The organism is Flavobacterium gossypii (genome assembly GCF_014138495.1).
Lineage (GTDB): Bacteria > Bacteroidota > Bacteroidia > Flavobacteriales > Flavobacteriaceae > Flavobacterium > Flavobacterium endophyticum.
The window spans coordinates 1636472-1657543 of the sequence record NZ_JACJIS010000001.1 but is presented as its reverse complement, the minus strand read 5'-3'; the positions used below and the strand labels follow the sequence as shown (position 1 = coordinate 1657543).

Sequence of the window (21072 nt, the reverse complement as noted above, 5' to 3'; positions counted from 1 at the left end):
GATGCAAGCGAAAACTCCTTCTGAATCTATAGCGGTTTTAACCGATTTGGTTTTGCCAGGCGAAACAAATCCTTTGAATAATCTTTTTGGTGGCGAATTGCTGGCTCGAATGGACAGAGCGGCAAGCATCGCGGCTCGAAGACATTCCAGACGTATTACCGTTACGGCTTCGGTCAACCACGTGGCTTTTAATCGTGCAATTCCTTTAGGGAGTGTCGTGACTATTGAAGCGAAAGTTTCCAGAACGTTCAAAACCTCAATGGAAATTTATATTGATGTATGGATTGAAGATCGTGAATCAGGCATAAAAAATAAGGCCAATGAGGCTATCTATACTTTTGTTGCTGTTGATGAGACCGGACGTCCGGTAGAAGTCCCTGCTATCCTTCCTGAAACGGAATTGGAAAAGCAACGCTTTGATGCGGCTTTGAGAAGAAAGCAGCTCAGCCTCGTCTTAGCAGGAAAAATGAAGCCGAATGAGGCGACTGAATTAAAAGCTTTATTTACAGAATAAATAAAAAAGGGAACCAAATTGGTTCCCTTTTTTATTACATATTAGCCAGCCAGGTCTGCGGATTCAATGTCGTTGAATTTTGCATGATGACAAATTTCAAGGCTGTCTTTCCTGCGGCATTGGTTGTTATCTTTCCGATGTTTTGTAAGGCTGTAACCTTATTTCCTTTTGCAACGCTTACTGAGCTCAGGTTTTGATATACGGTATAAAAATCTCCATGTTGGACAAAAACCACCATGTTATTCGGCGATATCAGCTGTACTCTTGTAACTTCTCCCGCAAATACGGATCGTACAGAAGATCCAGAATCTGTACTGATTTCAACACCGCTACTGTGGACTGTGATTGATTTTTGCAGTGGATGAGGCTGATCACCGTATCGTAATGAAACAAATCCTTTTGCAACCGGCCAAGGCAGTCTTCCTTTATTGGCTTTAAAATTATCTGAAATTATTTTCCCTTCTGGAGTCAAGACAATTTTAGTAGAGTTTTCAATCGCTTTTGTTTCAGCAACTGTAGCTTTTGGATTGGCCTTTTTATTCGCTGCCGCCGTTTTTCTGTTGGCTTCTGCGATAGCTTCTCGAATTAATTTATCGATCTTACGATCAATCTCTTTGGTTTCTTGTTGTTTTTTCTTGATTTCAGCAGTATATTTTTTGACGTCCTTTTTAATAGACTTCATTATTTTTTCTTGCTCCTGCTTTTCTTTTTCTAATTCCTGCTTTTCTTTTTCGTTTTCAACAATCAGTTTTTGCTTTTCCTTTTTTTGGACTCCTAACTTTTCATTATAAGCTGTCAGTTCATTAGACTTTACCTTAATTTCTTCTCCTTGGTTTTTTCTATAATTGGAGTATTGCTTCATGTATTGCGCTCTTTTATACGCTTGAAGGAAATTCTCCGAAGACAGCAAAAACATCGCTCTGCTTTGCTCAGAACGACTCTTATACGACTTTACAATCATTGCTGCGTAATCTTTCTTAAGCTCTTCTAGTTCTTTTTTAAGGGAATTAATTTTTAGCTGATTTGTATAAATGTCATCGCTCAAAAGCTTCGCTTGTTTTTCAGTCGTAGCAATCAGTTTTTCTTGTAGCTTAATTTTTACCGTTTGCTGGCTAATCTGGGTTACGACAGATTTTTCTTTTTTCTTCTCCGATTTCAAGGCATTTTCTGCCGCCCTGATTTCTTTTTGGAGCTGTGCTTTACGTTCTTCTAATTTTCGCTGCGCATCATTCTGGCTCCAAACGAGGGAAGCTGTCAGCAGAAGAAGGAAGGTAAGTATGGTTTTTGGCATAATTGGATATGTTTGTGCAAATCTAATCAATATATATTCTTTCGTACCCATCAGGAACGCTGTATGGGAAAGTTAAGTTTTCATTGAACGAAACGGAATTATAATCGATGTTGATATTTGTTTTCTTTCCACCTTGCATGGCATCGATTATAAGCTGTGCTGGTAAAACGGTTTCCGGATATTCTTTATGGCTCGGATAGCTAATCTGCAATCTTCTGTCTTCTTTTGACTGGACAACTTCTTGCTTTTTTATCAGATAATTTGCGGCTTCAAAATAAAACGATTTTGCCGTATTTTTATTTGAGTTATCTTCTAGTTTATAAAGATTTTCATCAATCGTCGTTGTATATTTTCCTTTGGTTAAGTCATCCATAGCTTCGCCAATTAGCATGTTCTGTACTTTTTGGAAATCAAGTTCGGTACCAAGCCATTTGCTCAGGGTAGAATAATCGCCTTCGAAAAATTTGTTGCCTATCTTTTCATAATATTTCACCTCCTTAGGCGTAATTAATGCCTTAGCCATTGTAATCCCTAAAAATCTAATACTTACCAGAATCTGCTCGTCTTTCTTGATTCGAATTTCGGCAGAAACACTTTGAGACATCTTGTCGTCTTTATATTTAGCGCTGGACTTGATATAGACTGTAGAAAAGTTTCTCTTGAGCTTATAATGGTTTTCTATGACTTTTGCAGAAGCGACTACTTCGCTGGCGTTGCCTTCTGCTATGACTGCTTTTTTGGAATTACAGGAAAAAAAGAAAATGCCTAATGCTATAATTATATATTTTTTCATTATTTTTTTTGTTTTAATAATTGGTCGGCTTTTAAGAAATACTGTTCTTTTTTCTTGGCATCTCCCAATCCATTGTAGGCTTCTCCTAGTTGGATATTAAAATTAATTTCCAAGTTCTTATTATCCACTAAATAATCCATCCCCATTTCTAAAAACTCTTTTGCTTTTTTATAATTTTTCAGTTGGTTGTTCGCCAATCCTGAATAATAATAAAAGTCCGGTTGTAATGGAAAAAAGTCAATCAGGTTTGAAGCTTTTTTGGCCAGCACATCAAATTGCGAGCTTTCTGTATAGGCCTGAAGTAAAAAGATATTTGATTCTATTTCTTGCGGATTGTTTTTCGAGTAGATTTCAAGATAATGGATTGCGCGTTCCCAGTTTTTCCTTGCATAAAAAATCTTGCCGATTTCTTTGGTCAATGCTACTTGATTTTCGTTGTCAAAATAGCCAATTGCCTTATCCAAATCGGTATTGAATTGCGGATTATTTTTTACGAAAACTAGAAATTCTTTGAGGATTTTAAATTTTACTGTAGAATCTATTTTCTTGCTTTCGAGAACCTTATTCATGGCAAGAACTGCTTTTTCTCCATCATTATTGTTGAGATGAAATTTGAACAGCCCTACCTGCGCAAATTCAGAATCAGGGATTTCTTTTTCTAGCTTTTTTGCCACTTCATAGGCTTTTTCTTCTTGATTGCTTTCTGAATAGAGATAGATCAAAGCAATATATTTTGACTCATCTTTCGGATTTTTCTTAATAGCTTCCAAAAGCTGGTCTTTTTCTCCAACCCTGTATTTCGAATCTTTTAGGATTTCTTGCTTGTACGCATTTCTTTGAGGCGTTTCTCCAAGGGTTTCGTCTAGGTCTTTTATCAGTGCTAAAGCTTTGTCATATTGGTCTGTGTACATATAAAGCGACGTCAAGTCTTCTTTATATTTTACATCGAATTCGATTAATTTGTTTACGACTAGTATGGCTTGCGAATAATCTTTTGTTTGATAGCAAACATCGTACATTCCGACATAAAACCATTTGTTTTTTGGATCTAAAACCGAAGCTTGCACAAAGAAATCATAGGCTTTTTTATAATCCTTAAGATTGAGATAATTCTTTCCTAATTCGTAATAGATTGTGGCATTCTGCGGTTGGGTTTTAAGGCATTTTTCTAAGGCTGTAATTGCCTTGTCATAATTTTCAATACCTTTTTGCTTGAGCGATTCATAAAAATTATCTTGAAAAGCATCTTCTGCTAGGGCAATATCATCGGGTTCGGCTTGAGCCAAAACTTGCGCCGGAAAGCTGAGCATTCCAAAGAAAAGAAACGATAAAAGATAATTCTTGATTTTCATAATGGTTTTTTATCAAATTTTATTCCAAAACTGAATAATCGCCAATGCTTATGCTTGTAAAGTTTCCATCAAAGCTCGCATGGTTTCCAATCATCGCATTGTCTAATTTGGCATTTTTTATATGCGAATGGTTTTGGATTAAGCTGTTTTTTATAGCACTGTCTACAACATGGCTACCTTTTCCTAAAGATACATTTGGGCCTACAGTCGCATTGATCAAGATAACATCTTTACCGATATAACATGGCGGGATAATCGTTGAATTTTCCAACTTCACATCATAATCCACCAAATGCTCGCCATCGTTGTGCAAAAATCCTAGCATTCTAGAATTAGTCTCGACCGTAACATTTTTATTACCGCAATCCATCCATTCGTCAACCTTTCCAGGAACAAACTTTAATCCTTTTTCTTTCATGTTTTCGAGACCGTCTGTCAACTGGTATTCTCCTCCTTTTACAACATTATTATCTAATAAATATTGCAATTCGCTTCTTAAAGTTTCGCCTGACTTGAAATAATAAATTCCGATAATTGCTAAATCGGAAACAAATTCTTTTGGTTTTTCTACGAAATCAACAATTTGGTTTTTATCATTTAATTGGACAACGCCAAAAGCGCTAGGATCTTCAACTTGCTTTACCCAGATAACGCTGTCAGCTTCGGTATCCAAAGTAAAATCGGCACGGAAAAGTGTATCAGCATAAGCCACTACAATTGGTCCTGACATTGATTCTTTGGCGCTCATGATCGCGTGGGCAGTTCCTAGAGGTTGTTCTTGGTAATAAATTACGCCTCTGGCTCCGAGTTTTTCTGCAATCTCGATCAATTCAACTTCTACCTGCTTGCCGAAATCCTTGTGAATGATAAAGGCTATTTCTTCTATTTCTTGATTGATTACGCCAGCGATATCCTCAACCAGCCTATGAACGATTGGCTTGCCTGCTATTGGAATCAAAGGTTTTGGAACGGTTAATGTGTGTGGTCTTAAACGTGAGCCGCGTCCGGCCATTGGGACTATTATTTTCATGTATTTTTCGTGTTTTATTTCAAAATTGAATATTCCAAGTTGGAAATTCAACCTTACTTATTTATTTGTTTTTACTTCTTGATGTTTCTAAACTTTTTACAAATATTGAAATTAACTCATCATTTTCTCTAATTGCAACCGTTAAATCTAAATCTTCTTTTAAATATAATTTTGCTTTGTAAATAATTTTCAAGCAGGAATGAGTCTCTCTGAGTTCTTTTAAAACAACAGACATTTTATGTATAAAATCATTTCGAGATTCTGCACTTTGAGCTTCACTATAATTTAATGACGGTGAAGTTCCGGATCGAACAATTTGTCCTGATAAATGATTTCCTGCTTTTGATATTTTTAGATTATCAGTTATGGCTATAATTTGAACTGCAAAATCGATTAGTCTTTCGTGTAAATCAAATTTTTTCATGGCTTTTAATTTTATTTTAAAGCTGAAAATAGAAATTTGAAATTTTCAACTTGGAATCTTGAATTTTGAAATACGTAGAGGGTATACTTACTTTACTCCAGTACTGCCAAATCCGCCTTCTCCTCTAGAAGTTTCAGATAACTCTTCCACTTCAAGCCAGACGGCTCTTTCATGTTTTGCAATAATTAATTGTGCGATTCTTTCGCCATTTTCAACAACAAAAGCTTCGTTTGATAAATTTACTAAAATCACTCCAATTTCACCTCTATAATCGGCATCAACTGTTCCTGGAGAATTTAGGACTGTTATTCCTTTTTTAGCCGCAAGACCGCTACGTGGACGAACTTGTGCTTCGTAACCGATAGGCAATTCAATAAAAAGTCCGGTTTTTACGATTGCTCTTTCTAACGGCGCTAATGTAATCGATTCTGAAAGGTTTGCTCTCAAGTCCATTCCTGCCGAAGCTAACGTTTCATAATTCGGCAGTGAATGTTGGGATTTGTTTATGATTTTAATGGTCATCTGTATAAAGGTAAAAGGTTTTAGATAAATTTAGTACTTACGCTTTTCTTTTTATAATCCTGAGTATGGTTTCTTTTTCATTGAAATAGATAAAGTACATGAATAGGATTAGCATTGGTATTCCTACCCAGTAATTTTCTCTGAATCCATAAAAATAGATAAACGAAAAAAGAATAGAAATCGCTAAGTAGGCTCCTATTTTTTTCTTGTCATACGGAATCGGGTAGTATTTGTTTCCTAACGTATACGAAATAAGCATCATGCTTCCGTAGGCCGCGATTGTGGCAATTGCAGAGCCATAGTAGCCGATAGAAGGAATCAATAAGTAGTTTAAGGCTAATGTTATGATGGCTCCAACGATTGAAATATAGGCGCCAATGTGCGTTTGGTTCGTAAGCTTGTACCAAACGGAAAGATTGGTATAAATCCCGAGAAAAAAGTTGGCCAATATAATAAGCGGCACAACGCCCATAGCATCCCAGAAAGAAGAGTCGCGAATCATAACAAGCTTTAGGACATCTGCAAAAACAATAACAGCCAATGTCATCAAAGAGCCAAATATCACAAAGTATTTCGTGATGGTAGCATAGGTCTGCGAGGCGTTTTCATTAGAAGCATGGCTGAAAAAGAAAGGTTCAATTCCTAAAGTATACGCCGTCCTAAACAAAACCATAAAAAGCCCGAGCTTATAACAAGCCGAATAAATTCCGACCTGTTCTTCTGCTGTAGCGGGCGGAAGTAAATATTTTAGCAATATCTTATCAAACTGATCGTTGATGGCAAAGGCAATTCCGGCAATCATGATAGGAAAGCCATAACGCATCATCTTTTTCCAAAGCTGAAAATCAAAGTGCCATTTGACGTGGAGATAGTTTGGTAAGAGAACCAACAATGTAAGCAGACTGGCAACGATGTTGGAGACAAATATGTATCCAACCTGAAAATCTTCAAAGTATAAAGAACTGATAAAACTGTCTGGGTTTTCCTTGGCTATTTCAGGAAGATAAATCAAGAAAAAGAGATTGAGTCCCAAGTTTACGGCTACATTCCCAATCTTGATTGTGGCATAAAACATCGGCTTTTGTCTTGCTCTTAACTTTGAAAACGGGATAATCACTAATGCATCGAGTGCCAATATCCAGATAACATACGTGATATATTGCACATCTATATCTAAGAATTCTGACACTGAAGTTCTGAAAAGCAGCGCTACGGCTAAAAAGAGCAACGTTGTCCAAAAAATAGAAACTGTCGAGGTTTCGACAACCGTTTTTTTGTCGTCTTCTGTATTGTAAAACCTAAAGAAAGAAGTCTCCATTCCGTAGGCTAAAATGACATTGAAAAAAATCAGGTAAGCAAAAATAATATTGACCTGCCCATATTCGGCTTTTGGCAACAGCTCGGTATACAGCGGCACTAAGAAAAAGCTGAACATTCTTGGAACAACCGTTGCAAGTCCGTAAATCGCTGTCTGCTTGAAAAGATTTTTATATAAGCTCAAAATAGGTTTGTCAAATTTATTTAACAAAAATAGCTAATTCTTTGGTTTTTGATACACCAGAAATTCAATAATAAAAAAAGCCAGCAAAAAGCCGGCTTTTCTTTTAGAAAAAATATTCTTTATGATTTCAAAGCTTCTGCTCCACCAACAATTTCTAGGATTTCATTGGTAATTGCTGCCTGACGTGCTTTGTTGTAAGTCAATTTCAATTGGTTTCTCAATTCTGTCGCGTTATCAGTTGCTTTGTGCATTGCCGTCATACGAGCTCCGTGCTCTGAAGCGAAAGAATCTCTGATGGCTTTGTACAATTGCGTTTTTAATGAACGAGGAATCAACTCTTCAATGATTTGTTCTTTTGACGGTTCAAAAAGGTAATCTACTTGATTTTTGCTTTCTGATTTCACTGGAACGATTGGCAAAAATTGCTCAGTAATGATAATTTGCGTAGCAGCATTCTTGAACTGATTGTAAACTAATTCAATCTTGTCATAGCTTCCGTCTGCATACAGCTTCATTAATTGTTCTGCAATTTCGGCAACATTGTGGAAAGTCAAATCGTCAAATACACCGTTATTATTAATAATTACGTTATTTGTCTTTTTGATAATGTCATTACCTTTTTTACCGATGGTAATAAAATCAACCTTTTTTCCTGCATAATTTTGCACAAGATTCTTAGTTTCTTTCACTACGTTAGAGTTGAAAGCACCGCTCAAACCTCTGTTAGAAGTAATTGCAACGATAAGAATTTTGTTTACAGGTCTTTGGTCAGAATATTTACCGCCGCTTTCTCCGTCAAGAGAAGCACTGACGTTTTGCAACAATTCAGTTAGTTTTTCGGCATAAGGACGCATGGCCGTGATGGCATCTTGCGCTTTCTTAAGCTTTGCAGCAGAAACCATTTTCATCGCCGATGTAATCTGCATCGTTGATGAAACGGAAGTAATTCTATTACGGATTTCCTTTAAGTTTGCCATTTTATTTTAGTCTAAAGTCATAAGTCATAAAGACAAAAGTGTATTAAAAGTACTGAACCTTTAGACTTTTGTCTTTAAGACGTTTGACTAATTTAGTTATATTTCGCTGAAACTTCTTTAGCTACGTTCTCGATAACATCAGTGATTTTGTCATCTAGTTTACCAGCTTTCAAAGCATCAAGAGTATCTCTATGTTTGTTGTTCAAGAACTCTAAGAAATCTTTCTCAAATTCTTTTACTTTGTTTACAGGAACGTTTCTCAATAAGTTTTTAGAACCTGCGTAGATAATCGCAACTTGATCTTCAACAGTATACGGATCGTTCAAACCTTGTTTCAAGATTTCCACGTTTCTTCTACCTTTTTCAATTACGTTTAATGTAACAGCATCCAAGTCAGAACCAAATTTAGCGAACGCTTCCAATTCACGGAATTGTGCTTGATCTAGTTTCAAAGTACCTGCTACTTTTTTCATTGATTTGATCTGAGCGTTACCTCCAACACGAGATACAGAGATACCTACGTTGATCGCAGGACGGACTCCAGAGTTGAACAAGTCAGACTCCAAGAAAATTTGTCCGTCAGTAATCGAGATTACGTTTGTTGGGATATATGCAGAAACGTCACCCGCTTGAGTTTCGATGATTGGCAATGCAGTCAACGATCCACCACCTTTTACGATTGGTTTCAACGAATCTGGCAAGTCGTTCATATTCTTAGCAATGTCATCATTAGCGATCACTTTACAAGCTCTTTCTAACAATCTTGAGTGAAGGTAGAAAACGTCTCCAGGGTAAGCCTCACGTCCTGGTGGTCTTCTCAAAAGAAGAGAAACCTCACGGTAAGCTACCGCTTGTTTAGATAAATCATCATAAACAATCAATGCTGGACGTCCAGAGTCTCTGAAGTATTCTCCAATTGCAGCACCTGCGAAAGGAGCATACACTTGCATCGGAGCTGGATCAGAAGCGTTAGCTGCAACAATAACCGTATACGCCATTGCACCTTTTTCTTCTAATGTTTTAGCAATTCCTGCTACAGTTGAAGCTTTTTGCCCAATTGCAACATATATACAGAATACAGGCTGACCTGCATCATAAAATTCTTTTTGGTTTAGGATAGTATCCAAACAAACTGTTGATTTACCAGTTTGACGGTCACCAATCACAAGCTCTCTTTGTCCACGACCAACTGGGATCATTGCATCAACAGCTTTTACACCTGTCTGTAATGGTTCAGTTACTGGCTGACGGAAGATAACTCCTGGAGCTTTTCTTTCCAATGGCATCTCATATAGTGTTCCACCGATAGGACCTTTACCATCGATTGGTTGTCCTAGCGTGTTTACTACACGGCCTACCATTTCTTCACCAACTTTAAGCGAAGCAATACGCTGTGTTCTTTTTGCTGTAGAACCTTCTTTGATTCCTGTTGATGGTCCTAAAAGAACGACACCCACATTATCTTCTTCCAAGTTCAAAACGATACCTTCCATACCGTTATCAAATTCTACTAGCTCACCGTATTGAACATTTGAAAGCCCGTAAACACGAGCAATACCATCTCCAACTTGAAGTACTGTTCCAACTTCTTCCAGCGTAGCACCAGATTCAAAACCTGATAATTGCTTTTTTAATATTGCTGAAATTTCAGCAGGTTTAATTTCCGCCATTTTGTTTTATAATTTATACACTTTATCGTGTGGTAAAACTAATTACTAAACTCTCTTTTTAAAACTTGTAATCTGTTGGCAATTGAAGCATTGTATTGCTTGTCGCCTATTCTTAAGATAAATCCTCCGATGATGGACGGATCTACGATATTTTCGATGGTAATCTTCTTATCTGAAAATTCTTTGATTTTCTCAGAAACTTTAGCTTCTAAGCTAGAATCCATTGGAATTGCAGTAGTTACTTTCGCTACTTCAAGGCCATTCATTTCATCAAACTGAATTTTGTACTGTGACGCAATAGCAACAAGAATTTCAAATCTTTTGTTTTCGAAAAGCAAGTGGAAAAGACCTTTAGTCACTCCATTTACTCCTGAAAAAACTTCTGTCAGGGCTGCCTCTTTTACACCAACTCCGATAGTAGGGTTTTGAATGAACGTATTCAATTCTTCATTACCAGCTACTGTTGATGCAATCGAAGTCATATCATTATAGACCTCTTGCGCTGCTCCATTGGTTAGCGCTAAATCTAAAATTGCTTTTGCGTATCGAATCGCTGCTCTAGTTCCTGACATATTAGTTTAATTTTACGTCACCTAACATTTTCTCAACCAATTTGGTTTGAGCTTCTTTGTTAGACAATTCGTCTTTCAATAATTTTTCAGCAATTTCAAGAGACAACGATGAAACTTGAGATTTCAATTCAGCCATAGCTGCATTTTTCTCAGCTTCGATAGCAGTTTTTGCCTGCTCGATCATTCTTTCTCCTTGAATTTGTGCTTCATGTTTAGAATCTGCAATCATTTTCTCTTTCATTTCGCGAGCTTCTTTTAATAAAGCATCACGCTCCATGCGAGCTTCTTGCAAGATACGCTCGTTGTCTGCAGTAAGATTTTGCATTTCTTTACGCGCTGCTTCAGCAGATGCCAATGCATTGTTGATTGATTCCTCACGTCCTTTTACAGCTCCTAAAATAGGCTTCCAAGCAAATTTTCTTAAAAGAATAAAGAAAACTATGAAGATAATTGTTGTCCAAAAAACTAAACTCTCTGGTGCAGTAAAATTCATAAACTTATATATTTAATTTGTTTGTCTTTTTTAAAAAACTTCCTGAAACCAACCGTTTCAGGAAGTTTTATTTACTTTAAATTACTTTGCAATTAATGCAACAACTACTGCGAAAAGAGCAACACCTTCGATAAGTGCAGCTGCGATAATCATAGCAGTTTGAATTTTTGAAGTAGCTTCTGGCTGACGAGCAATAGCATCCATTGCAGATCCACCAATTTTTCCAATACCAATTCCTGCTCCAATTGCAGCTAATCCAGCACCGATTCCAGCTAATACCATAATAATAAATTTATATAGTTAATAATTAATAAAACTCAATTAATGATGATCATGCTCTTCTACAGCTTGACCAATAAACAACGCTGTCAACAATGTAAACACATAGGCTTGCAATGCTGCAACTAACATTTCCAAGACACTCATGAACAATACGAAAGCACCAGATACTGGAGAAATCGCTACTGTCTTAAAGATGAATATCAAAGAAACTAAACTTAAAATGATAATGTGGCCTGCAGTAATATTCGCAAATAAACGAATCATCAATGCGAAAGGCTTGGTGATCATACCGATAATTTCAATCGGAACCATGATCGGATATAATGCTTTTGGAACTGGAGGAAGCAAGATGTGTTTCCAGTAGTATTTGTTTCCGCTTAGAGTTGTTACTATAAAAGTAATCAACGCCATTACGAAAGTAAAGAATATATTTCCTGTCAAGTTAGAGCTGAATGGGAAGAACGGAATCAAACCGATAAGGTTGTTAATCCAGATGAAGAAGAATATCGTCAAAAGGTATGGCATGTATTTCGCATATTTCTTATGACCGATATTTGGAATCGCAATGTCGTCTCTAACGAAAGTAACTAACGGCTCCAAGAAACCAGCTAATCCTTTAGGCGCCAATTTGTTTTTCTTGTACGAACGTGCAACAGCAGAGAACAACAAGAAAAGTACGATTGCCGACATCAGCATTGAAAAGACATTTTTAGTGATTGAGAAATCCAAAGGTCTTGCTTCAAAATTGAAAGCTCCTTTTTCATCTTGCGTCAATGTCTCAAATTTATCTGCGTAAAAAATCACTTCGTTGTAGCGAACAAAATTTTGACCGTTTACAGAAACTACGTGGTGACCTGTATTGTCGTGGTGGAATTCTTTTGAAGAAAAAATCGTCAATCCGTTATCCGTCCATAAGATTACCGGAAGGCTGAACGATATCGGATGGCCATTCCAATCTGCAATGTGGAAATCATGAGAATCTCCAATGTGCGAATTAATCAATTCGCTTGCATTAAACTCTTCCTCTTCGTGGGCATTTAATTCTTTGTGGCTTCCGTGTACAGGATTTGCCGCTTCAGTTTTAACATAAATACTGTCAACCGTTGTATTACCGAAGCTCGCCAAGGGAATACACGCTAAAAAAGCAGCTAAAATGAATTGGAGTGGTTTATTTGAAATTACCATTATTAAATTGTGTATCTAATTTTACGTTTCAAAAATTTTTGCAAAGGTACATATTTAATTCATACTTGAAAATATATCAATATAATTTTTAGTAAATTGGCATTTGAATAATAATTCTTTAATATTCACGACAATTAGCGATTGTTTATTAAACGAATTGCAAAAATTGTTTCGAAAAAAAGGAATAAAAAATACGGAATAAAAAAGGTCGCAACATCAATTATAGGGTCATTTACGTCAGACTGAATCAGCGGAACCAGAAAAACTACAGCCGCCATCATCTTAAGAACGCTTCCTGCCAAGAAGGCAAAACCTGTCTTATCAAAGAAATTTTTATTTACAAAAAGAAGGAAAAGATAAATCAGAAGCGTTGCGATAATATGAAAAGCATAAATACTCCACGTCTGATAGAAAAAAACCGTGCCTACAAATAGCTTTTCTGTGATAAAAAATTGCGCAACAAAAAGGATTACTGAAAAAGGGATAAAGTATTTTAGAAAAGCGAATAACTTGTGCATTATTTTTTGTTTAGATTTTTTACCTGCCGGATTACATTATAAAGTGCTATAAAAACCGAAAACAGAGACAATACAATCGTCCAAATAGAAGAACCGTTTGAATATTTTTCATCTAGCCACATTCCCAAATAGGTAAATGCGAAAATGATGATTCCCATCTGAAAAGGGATATTCATCAATGCAGCCCATTTGCTAAGCGATTTTTTCTTCTGGTCGTTGTTTTCCATCATTTGGATTTAGGTTTTTCACATTGGCTTTCATTGCGCAGGACGCACTGAATTCTGCTCCAGGTTCAACCGACAGTTTCCCAACAATGACTTCGCCGTAGATTTTTGCTTTGGATTTTACATTGAGGATTTCCATCACTTCTATCTTGCCGTCGAATTTCCCTTCTATGTCGGCATTCCTGCAGATGATGTCTCCGATGACTTTACCGGCTGGGCCTATTACAATTTTGCCTTTGGACTGAAAGTTGCCGATGAGCTCTCCGTCAAGCCTAAAATCAGCTTGAGAGATGATATCGCCTTTTATGACGGTTCCTTCAACAATCCTGTTGGTTTTCCCTAAAAGGTCTGTATAGGATTTGGGATTCTTATCAAACATTTTATGGCTTTTTGATTGTTAAGTAATCAACAAGATTTTTCTTGATCTGAACGACTTTATAATTTTCGTTTGAAATAATTATGGCGTTGTCAGCAATCTTGTAATCTTTATAATCTTTTAATATTGAAGCAATGTCTTTTGCGTTTTCTTCAGTCTTGATTCCGTGAATTGCTACAAAACTTTCATTTACAGTATAGACATCAAAAGATGTGGAAAGCTTGTCGATTGTCCTTTCCGAAACAAATTTCTTGATTTTGTCTTGAAGGATTTTTGTGTTTTTATCGTCTGGATTTGACCCAACTTTGTACAGTATTTTCCAGCTAACCGGAATTTCTTTGTCAAAAGCAATCGTTTCCAATTGTGGAATATTGGTTGCCAAAAGACTCTCAGCTTCTTTACCTTCTTTGCTGTTTGGATAGTTCAGAGCTACATAATTTAAGGCGCCTTTGTATTCTTCCAAACCTTTTAGTTTACCAATCGTATTAGCCTTAAGCAATTCAATTTTTGGTATAATATCTTCGCCTGCATACAGCTCGATCAACGCATCACTTTCTGTTATGACAGCTTGGTATTGCGCCGATTCATATATCTTAAACAGTTTATTATAAGCTGCGTCGGGCGTATCGTTGGCTTTGATCAAATCTGCCGGTGAGCTTTTTAATATGGTAGCATAGCGCGATTCTGGATATTGTGAAATGATTCTTTGTTTCATCGCTTCGGCCTTCTCTCTGTTTGTCACTTCATAAATCTTATACAGATTGTACATCGATGGCAAGATCAGTCTTTCTTCTGGATTGTTCTCCAATAGTTTTTCAAGCCTTCCTGTGGCCAGTTCGTATCTCTTGAATTTATCTTTGTATATAAGTCCTAATTGATAATAGGCAAAGTTTCTTTCTTTTGCCAAGCTGTCGATTGCTTTTTGTTCTGTAGGAAGCTGTTTCAAATAATAATCTACAGTATAACGGACATCAATTTTTTCTTCTTTGGTATCGGTTTCCTCACTTGAAGCAACCTCTTCGCTACCTGTATCGTCATTGCCAAAACCAATTTTGCTTTTCCCTTGAGAAAGTCTCCAATTGTCTTTCAGCGTCCTGTTGCCCCAATTTTTTCTAAACTCGTTTTTTCCGTAAGCTACCGTGGTCGGATTGTAGAAATAGAAGTTCGATGCGGTAGAACCACCAACTGCCGGAGGAGCCATGCTCATTTCTTCAGCTAGTGCCGCCTGCTTGCTTTTGTTTGACATGGCTTTTGAAGCGCTTTTAAGGACTTCTTCATCTGTTGCATCAGAATTTTGTACACCTGCCGGTTGGGATTGGCTAACTAATAATGCTTTTTTTGCCTTTTCTTCATCTTCCTTTTTCAAGCGTGCAATGACTTCGTCAAAGAAGCTTTTTTTACCATCATCTGATAAAGCAACAATGTGCAATATGCTGTCATTTGTTTTAGCAATTGCTTCGTATTTGATTACATCAACAAGATTTTCTCTTTTCTTTTTGATTGCCTTATATTCACGAGTTCTTTGATCCATACGCACCAGCGTGCTGTCATAATATTGTCCGGCTACAGAATATTTCGCATCATTGAAATTGATTTCTGCCAAGTTTCTATAGTTGGAAGCAATCTGATAGTTATCTTGAGAATTTGCTCTTAAGGACTTATTGTAGTATTTTTTCGCTTCCTCATCTTTTTCAAGAGCGTCATAAAACAATCCCATCTGGTGATTGATGACATCAAGGTAAGGCCTGTTTTCTCTATCTTCTAAAAGGTCGTTGTATTTTTCGACAAAGGCTAAAGTGTCGCCCGATTTATAGTCAAAATATTGGGCTTGTTTTGCATGTGCCTGGATAACATAACGACGAGGCGATTTCCTTTTCATGTCAATTACTGACTGGTAGGCCGCAATAGCACTATCTTTTTGCTGCTGTGAATCGTAAAGCTGTCCTAGAATAAAATAATATCTTGCTCTTTCTTCGCTTTCTTTAGTATATTCTACTGCCAGCTTTAATTTTGAAATGGCACTGTCTTTTTCTTCAATATTAAGGAACGCTTGTGCTAGAGTTGCATTTGCATCTGCAAAAATCTGGTCTTTAAATTTTATTTCTTCCAAAAGCTTACGAAGGTTTTTTACCGCCAAGGCATCATTTTCCATTCGCATGTTGGTCTTTTCTCTCCAGATTTTTGCTTCGTAAATCTTATCGCTATTTGGATATTTGTATAGGATGTAGTTGAAGGCCTCCAAAGCTGGCACAAATCTTTGGTCATAATAACGTGCTTTTCCAAGCAAAAGATGCGCTTCGTCCATTTGAGGGTTTTTTTCGCCTCCTTCAATATACATCGAATGTTTTTGAATCGCCTTGATGGCTTTTGTTTCTGCGCGCTCAAAATTCGGGTTCTTTTTGTCGCCCGGAAGCATGGTTTCTTGATTTACCTGCATCCTTTCTACTGGAAGAATTTCCCAAAAATTATCTTTATACTGTGTTTTCAGCTCGGTAATTCCTGCCTGCAGCGCAATTTCGCCATTATACAAAATATTGTATTCTGTGCTCAGAGCATGCATGTTTCTGTTAATGAAGGTGTCTTTTTTTGTAGAACAAGCTATCAAAAAAGCAAAAAATCCAAGCAGAAGGGCGTATTTAAGTATGTTGGTTTTCAATGTCAAACGTTTTTATTCTTTAACTTTTAAAAGTCAGTTTTAGTATAATGACTGGTAAAAATACGTTTCTTTTTGATATGGGGAAAAAAATAGGCGATTTTTTGCGCTTCGTAATGTTTTCTTATCCTTGACACGGCTATTTAATGCAAAAAAAAGCCTCGTAATCGAGGCCTTTTGTAATTTCAATTAGACAGCAAAGAATCGTTCTAATTCTTCTAGCGTTTCTGCTGATGTCTGGATGTCTTTTACGATCTCGCCTTTTTGAAGGGCAACAATTCTATTGGATACCTCAACGGTATGGAGAAGGTCGTGGCTTGAGACCAATACCGTAATTTCTGGATTGTCAGCCAGTTCTTTAATTATTTTTTTAAGCCTAAACTGTGTAGTCGGGTCAAGGTTAGCGAAAGGTTCGTCTAGGATGATAACTTCCGGATTGCCTATCAATGTGGCAATGATTCCGACTTTCTTTTGGTTTCCTTTTGAGAAATCGCGGATGTATTTTTTGCTGTTCAGGATTTCGCCATTGAAAAACTCTTCATGTTTTTTCAACAAAGCATCTACATCGGCTTTATTTTGCCCGCGCAAATCGCCTATGAAATAGAAATATTCTTCTGGAGTCAGATAACCGATCAAGAAGCTTTCGTCTAGGAAAGAAGCAGTCAGGGTTTTCCAGTTTTCGCTTTGGTCGACTCTGAAACCGCTATTGATGATTTCTCCTGTTGTTGGCTGAATCAAATCAAGCAACAGGCTGAAAAATGTAGTTTTCCCAGCGCCATTATTTCCGACCAATCCGAAGCTTTCGCCTTTTTGGATTTCAAGATGGTCTATTTTTAATACGGTTGTTCCGTTATATGCTTTTGAAAGATTTTTTGCTTGTATCATTTTTTCGATGTTTTATATCGTTAGATTTTTAGTGTTCGAATTATCCTTTTTGCTTGTAAGCGTCTATTGTTTTATATTTTTCGGTTTTATACACTTTTTCAATCATTGTAAAAACCTTATTTCTTAGGGCAAATCCTAAAACTCCTGTCAAGGCCACCAATACCAGTCCCATTGTCGGATTGATCAAATAGTAACCTAAGGCATAGATAATCATCGGGAGCAATAATTTTGGCAAAGAGATGAGCATTGTTTTTGCGTTGAACGCTTTTTTATCTCCAAAAGCTCCTTTGCCAGAATTTAAGTCAACCGGAGTTTTAGTGAATGCGCCGCCAAGCAATACTAAATGAGAGTTTACACCAATATTGTAAACCGCTCCAACAATAATAATCAGATAGATTTCTAATCCAAAATAGAGATAAAAAGAAGCGATCACTGTCGAAACTGCCGTTGCTATAACAATCAGCCACCATTTTGAATTCAGATATCCTTTATACGGAATGTTCTGAGTCATCATCAGTGGATAATAGGCGCTATCCCAGCTTGGCACGAATTGGCCAAAAGTGAATAAAAAGCCGCCCGTTACAAAAATCCCTGCAAACATGTGCATCATCGGATTATCGTAAGATTCAATTCCTCCAGAAAAGAAAAGCAATCCATAAAAAAGAAACAGGACACTCATAAAAATCGTGGTTTTAGAACGCTTGTTTCGCTTGATCAATCGGATGTCATTTTTAAGGAATGTACCAATCGTTCCAAATTGGTTTAGCCAAGTATATTGTTCGGTTTTGGCTACGCTGTGTTTTGAAGAAAGTCCCGTATCTAAATGAAGGTTTTTCTTGAAGTAAGTATACGTGATAAGATATAAAGAAATCAATAAAACAATCGGTAAAAAGAAAAGGTATTTCGTATCGAACAATCCTTGAAAGAAAACCGACGTATAACTCGTAATATCAAACAGACCGTAATATTGCAAAGTTCCCAAAGCCAACACGGCTCCAATAAAGATAAGGAAAAGATAGTCTTTATTGTTTAATAGAATATTGAAGAAGTTATTCGCATAGACTAACCCCATCAAAGCTATATGCCAAAGAATTATGCTGACAATATCGTATCCTTCTATGACCAGTACGATTGAAAACGGCACGAAGAAAAAGCAATGTACGAAGTTAAAAAACGACAATATCGTCTTTCCTAAAGCAAAGTTTACGATGGTTGATTTTTTGATCGGCAATGTCAATAGCGGACGAATATTCATCACTGGAATCTTCTGAAGAAAAAGCCGTATCATCAGATCTAAAAGGATATAATAGATCAGATATCGGTTCACGACAAGAATAGGATCCAGGTTGAGTTCTTCTTTAATCAGATAGAACACGCCGATTCCCATAAAAAGGAAAATCAAGGTGAAATAAATCGCTCCAAAAACCATCAGTATTTTTAAAGCGAGGTTGGTCCTGAAGGAAGCCGAACGGAAAAAAGACTTCCATTCGAGCATGAGGAATTTTTTGAACATCTTGTTTGGTTTGGTTTTGTGGATTAGTAGAATAAAAAATGTAAACGTTACACTTTATTTTGAGATTTCATATTCAGGATAGATTCGGCCCATTTCTTCTGACATTTTTTTATGTACGACTTTCCACTGTACATATAGTAAAAGTGCAAATAACACTAGAATTACAGCACCAAAAATCGCTGTTCCTCTATTCCAATTCGCATCGCCAAAAGCGCCTGATAAATTGACTATCTGTACCGGCAAGAACGTAATCGGGTAAATATCAAAAATACTGGCCGTTTGTTCAAAAAGCCATTTTTTTCCTGTTGCTTTCTCTCGTAATCTTTGGGCTTTGGTGACTTTATAAATTTCGAAGCTAGACACAAATCCAATAACGCCCAAAACACAGAGATATAGAATTTGGGTATCCTGCAAAGCTTCAGAAAGAATATATAAGGCATACATGGCTCCCAAAGTCAGGAGAATTTTAGGCAATCGGAAAAACTCCTTATAGTATTTCCAAATTATCCTTGCGTATTTTTTTCCTAAGAATTTCTGGCGTTCTTCGACAACATCCATAAATCCGAAAATCCCGAATTTCTTGAATTCTAACTGTAATGCTTCTTCAAAAGTCAATTTCGGATTTTCTTTCCACCTATCTTCGATTGAATTGGCCAAATGGTCTACCAATTCCGATTGCAGGTCATACCACTCTACAAAATGCTGTCGCGTGAATTGATATAATCGGTCGATTTGCTGTTCGTTTAATTTCATCAATAGCTTAGTTTTGGATTTACTATACTTTGCATGTTTTTTATAAATTCTTCTAGTTCTGCCAGGCGATTTACCGTTTCGGTTTGGCCGCTTTCTGTCAGCTTATAATATTTCCGAAGACGATTATCCACTTTTTCAACCTCAACATCTAGCAATCCTTCGGCTTCTAATTTGTGCAATGCCGGATAAAGAGCGCCTTCAGTAATATTCAATTCCCCTTTGGTTATTTCTTTCACTTTCTGCGTGATTTCATAACCATACATTCGCCCGTTTTCCCCTAATAATTTCATTATTATGGTATTAAGGCTTCCTTTATACAATTGAGAGTTTTTCATTTTTCAGCATTAGAAAGCAAATATACATAAGTTTCTTATACATAAAATAGTTAGGTATTATTTTTTAAGGTTTTCTTATTTAAAAAAGTTTTGGGAATGCTTACTTTTGCATAAAATATACAGAATGTCTACATTTTATAAACTAACAATAAAGGAAGTCAGGAGAGAAACAAAAGATGCTGTTTCTGTGTTGTTCAACGTACCAGAAGAATTAAGATCGCATTATAGTTTCGTCGCCGGACAATATATAAATCTAAAGTTGACGCTTGACGGAAACGAAATCCGTCGCGCCTATTCCATCTGCTCTTCGCCTGACAGCGGTGAGTTACGAATTGCAATCAAAGCCGTTTCAAACGGAGCCTTTTCTCAGTTTTCAAACAAGCAGTTAAAAGCTGGAGATACGATTGAAGTAGGTTCGCCAGAAGGAAAATTCATTTTTGAGCCAGATTCCAACAGGATAAAAAATTATGCTGCTTTTGTTGCCGGAAGCGGAATAACGCCAGTAATGTCGATACTTAAGAGTGTTTTAGAAAAAGAACCACAAAGCACTTTTGTTTTGATTTATGGCAATAAAACTCCAGACGAAACTATTTTTCATCAAGAATTGCACAGCCTGCAGCTCCAATATACGGGAAGACTGTTCGTACATTACGTATTCAGCCAGGCAAGAGCCGAAAATGCCTTATTTGGAAGAATCGAAAAATCCGCGGTAAATTTTGTATTGAAAAACAAACATGCTTCTGTAGAATTTGACAAGTTTTATTTGTGCGGTCCGGAAGAAATGATCAATGTCGTAAATAACGTCTTGAGGGAAAATAACATCAAAGAAAAGGACATTAAATTTGAATTGTTTTCTGCTTCGACTAAAGAAAATAAGATTGAAGAATCATTAGAAGGACATAGCAAAGTGACCGTTTTGGTAGACGATGAAGAAACTACTTTCGACATGTCGCAAAAAATGACACTTCTCGATGCCGCCTTAAAGCAAGGAATCGATGCTCCTTACTCTTGTCAAGGAGGTATCTGCAGCAGCTGTATCGCCAGAATTGTTTCCGGTACTGCCGAAATGAAAAAGAATTCTATCTTGACCGACCGCGAAATTGCCGAAGGATTGACCTTAACTTGCCAGGCACATCCAACTTCAGCAGAAATCTATATTGATTTTGATGATGTTTAATCGAAAAACATAAAATGGAAAGAGGCTCGAAA

At 36.7% G+C, this 21072-nt stretch carries 23 protein-coding genes; 2 read left to right on the top strand and 21 right to left on the bottom strand.

Going from position 1 to position 21072, the window contains the following annotated elements:
* Window position 1: 1 nt before the first annotated feature.
* Window positions 2–514: an acyl-CoA thioesterase gene (locus GGR22_RS07640; protein WP_121375761.1), complete on the top strand. Its 513-nt coding sequence runs from the start codon at window positions 2–4 to the stop codon at window positions 512–514.
* A 34-nt stretch (window positions 515–548) separates the two neighbouring features.
* On the opposite strand, the gene GGR22_RS07635 is transcribed toward GGR22_RS07640, so the two are convergent.
* From GGR22_RS07635 to GGR22_RS07535, 21 genes are all read right to left on the bottom strand, one after another.
* The gene (locus GGR22_RS07635) at window positions 549–1805 is read right to left on the bottom strand and encodes a murein hydrolase activator EnvC family protein (RefSeq protein WP_182493158.1); all 1257 of its coding nucleotides are present in this window, start codon (window positions 1803–1805) and stop codon (window positions 549–551) included.
* A gap of 22 nt (window positions 1806–1827) precedes the next feature.
* Window positions 1828–2598 carry a DUF4292 domain-containing protein gene (locus GGR22_RS07630; protein ID WP_182493157.1) on the bottom strand — a complete coding sequence of 257 codons (771 nt, stop codon included), beginning with the start codon at window positions 2596–2598 and terminating at the stop codon, window positions 1828–1830.
* Window positions 2598–3950, bottom strand: coding sequence for a tetratricopeptide repeat protein (locus tag GGR22_RS07625; RefSeq protein WP_121375758.1), 1353 nt, complete (start codon window positions 3948–3950; stop codon window positions 2598–2600). Before GGR22_RS07625 ends, GGR22_RS07630 begins: the two co-directional genes overlap by 1 nt.
* A gap of 19 nt (window positions 3951–3969) precedes the next feature.
* The gene (locus tag GGR22_RS07620) at window positions 3970–4980 is read right to left on the bottom strand and encodes a sugar phosphate nucleotidyltransferase (RefSeq protein WP_182493156.1); all 1011 of its coding nucleotides are present in this window, start codon (window positions 4978–4980) and stop codon (window positions 3970–3972) included.
* Window positions 4981–5041: 61 nt separating this feature from the next.
* Window positions 5042–5404, bottom strand: coding sequence for a four helix bundle protein (locus tag GGR22_RS07615; protein ID WP_121375756.1), 363 nt, complete (start codon window positions 5402–5404; stop codon window positions 5042–5044).
* Between the two features lie 87 nt (window positions 5405–5491).
* Window positions 5492–5926: a dUTP diphosphatase gene (gene dut, locus GGR22_RS07610; RefSeq protein ID WP_182493155.1), complete on the bottom strand. Its 435-nt coding sequence runs from the start codon at window positions 5924–5926 to the stop codon at window positions 5492–5494.
* A 37-nt stretch (window positions 5927–5963) separates the two neighbouring features.
* Window positions 5964–7427, bottom strand: coding sequence for a lipopolysaccharide biosynthesis protein (locus GGR22_RS07605; protein WP_182493154.1), 1464 nt, complete (start codon window positions 7425–7427; stop codon window positions 5964–5966).
* A 119-nt stretch (window positions 7428–7546) separates the two neighbouring features.
* Complete coding sequence (atpG, locus tag GGR22_RS07600) at window positions 7547–8404, bottom strand: ATP synthase F1 subunit gamma (RefSeq protein ID WP_121375753.1); 858 nt, start codon at window positions 8402–8404, stop codon at window positions 7547–7549.
* 92 nt (window positions 8405–8496) lie between these two features.
* Window positions 8497–10074 carry a F0F1 ATP synthase subunit alpha gene (atpA, locus tag GGR22_RS07595; RefSeq protein WP_121375752.1) on the bottom strand — a complete coding sequence of 526 codons (1578 nt, stop codon included), beginning with the start codon at window positions 10072–10074 and terminating at the stop codon, window positions 8497–8499.
* 38 nt (window positions 10075–10112) lie between these two features.
* Window positions 10113–10646 carry an ATP synthase F1 subunit delta gene (atpH, locus tag GGR22_RS07590; protein ID WP_182493153.1) on the bottom strand — a complete coding sequence of 178 codons (534 nt, stop codon included), beginning with the start codon at window positions 10644–10646 and terminating at the stop codon, window positions 10113–10115.
* A 1-nt stretch (window position 10647) separates the two neighbouring features.
* Window positions 10648–11139: a F0F1 ATP synthase subunit B gene (locus tag GGR22_RS07585; RefSeq protein ID WP_121375750.1), complete on the bottom strand. Its 492-nt coding sequence runs from the start codon at window positions 11137–11139 to the stop codon at window positions 10648–10650.
* 81 nt (window positions 11140–11220) lie between these two features.
* On the bottom strand, window positions 11221–11421 hold the full coding sequence (gene atpE, locus GGR22_RS07580) for an ATP synthase F0 subunit C (RefSeq protein ID WP_044401428.1): 201 nt from the start codon (window positions 11419–11421) through the stop codon (window positions 11221–11223).
* 39 nt (window positions 11422–11460) lie between these two features.
* Window positions 11461–12606, bottom strand: coding sequence for a F0F1 ATP synthase subunit A (gene atpB, locus GGR22_RS07575; RefSeq protein WP_182493152.1), 1146 nt, complete (start codon window positions 12604–12606; stop codon window positions 11461–11463).
* Between the two features lie 134 nt (window positions 12607–12740).
* A complete protein-coding gene (locus tag GGR22_RS07570) occupies window positions 12741–13124 on the bottom strand; it encodes a hypothetical protein (protein WP_220477631.1) in 384 nt (127 codons plus the stop codon).
* Window positions 13124–13354, bottom strand: a complete 231-nt coding sequence (locus tag GGR22_RS07565; RefSeq protein ID WP_317125110.1) for an AtpZ/AtpI family protein — start codon at window positions 13352–13354, stop codon at window positions 13124–13126. The genes GGR22_RS07570 and GGR22_RS07565 overlap by 1 nt, the downstream gene beginning before the upstream one ends.
* A complete protein-coding gene (locus tag GGR22_RS07560; RefSeq protein ID WP_121375747.1) occupies window positions 13317–13727 on the bottom strand; it encodes a bactofilin family protein in 411 nt (136 codons plus the stop codon). Before GGR22_RS07560 ends, GGR22_RS07565 begins: the two co-directional genes overlap by 38 nt.
* A 1-nt stretch (window position 13728) precedes the next feature.
* Entirely contained in the window at window positions 13729–16380 is a 2652-nt protein-coding gene (porW, locus tag GGR22_RS07555; RefSeq protein ID WP_182493151.1) for a type IX secretion system periplasmic lipoprotein PorW/SprE, read from the bottom strand.
* A gap of 186 nt (window positions 16381–16566) precedes the next feature.
* Window positions 16567–17262 (bottom strand): ABC transporter ATP-binding protein, encoded by a 696-nt coding sequence (locus tag GGR22_RS07550; protein WP_182493150.1) that lies wholly within the window; start codon window positions 17260–17262, stop codon window positions 16567–16569.
* A 40-nt stretch (window positions 17263–17302) separates the two neighbouring features.
* Entirely contained in the window at window positions 17303–18775 is a 1473-nt protein-coding gene (locus tag GGR22_RS07545) for a DUF5687 family protein (RefSeq protein ID WP_182493149.1), read from the bottom strand.
* Window positions 18776–18829: 54 nt separating this feature from the next.
* Entirely contained in the window at window positions 18830–19528 is a 699-nt protein-coding gene (locus GGR22_RS07540; RefSeq protein ID WP_182493148.1) for a hypothetical protein, read from the bottom strand.
* A complete protein-coding gene (locus GGR22_RS07535) occupies window positions 19528–19863 on the bottom strand; it encodes a PadR family transcriptional regulator (RefSeq protein ID WP_182493147.1) in 336 nt (111 codons plus the stop codon). The genes GGR22_RS07540 and GGR22_RS07535 overlap by 1 nt, the downstream gene beginning before the upstream one ends.
* 124 nt (window positions 19864–19987) lie before the next feature.
* On the opposite strand from GGR22_RS07535, the gene GGR22_RS07530 reads away from it, so the two are divergent.
* Window positions 19988–21040, top strand: a complete 1053-nt coding sequence (locus GGR22_RS07530; protein WP_121375741.1) for a ferredoxin--NADP reductase — start codon at window positions 19988–19990, stop codon at window positions 21038–21040.
* Window positions 21041–21072 lie beyond the last annotated feature (32 nt).